At 74.6% G+C, this 555-nt stretch carries 1 protein-coding gene; it reads left to right on the top strand.

All coding sequences use genetic code 11. The features are described 5' to 3' along the window. On the top strand, positions 1-409 hold a 409-nt coding region (locus G3I71_RS46165; protein ID WP_164324920.1), incomplete at its 5' end, for a dihydrofolate reductase family protein. Between the last annotated feature and the right edge of the window lie 146 nt (positions 410-555).

Genomic DNA, 555 nt, shown 5'->3' with positions numbered 1-555 from the left:
CGCCCCGAAGCGGTTCGACGCGGTCCTGATGGGTCGCCGCACCTACGAGCCCGGCCTCAAGGTGGGCATGACCAGCCCCTACGGCCACCTGCGCGAGCAGTACGTCGTCTCGCGCTCCCTGGGCGTGGCGCCCGACCCGCAGGTGACGGTGATCTCCGGCGACGTGGCCGCGAAGGTCCGCGAGCTCAAGGCCCGTGACGGGCTCGGCATCTGGTTGTGCGGCGGCGCCGACCTCGCGGGGCAGCTCGCCGACGAGATCGACGCGTACGTCGTGAAGACCTACCCGGTCGTCGTGGGGACCGGCATGCCGATGTCCCGGGCCGGATTCGGCGTGCGCCCGCTGGAGTTGACCGGCTGCACGGTCCTCGGCGGCGGCCAGACGGTGACGAGCTACACCGTCAAGCGCTGATCCGCATCGGGGCGGCGGTCGCCCCGCAGGCCGGGCACGAGCAGCAGACGTGCCCGGGCTGCGGGAGCCCGTCGAGACGTGGTCGGCCGGGCCCCCCGGAGGCCCCTGGGGCGCCTCCGGAGGTCCTGCGGGGAGGCCGACCGGCC

Source organism: Streptomyces sp. SID12501 (assembly GCF_010550245.1).
Lineage (GTDB): Bacteria > Actinomycetota > Actinomycetes > Streptomycetales > Streptomycetaceae > Streptomyces.
Note: the sequence above shows the minus strand (reverse complement) of the source record. Positions and strands in the feature narration are given on the sequence as shown.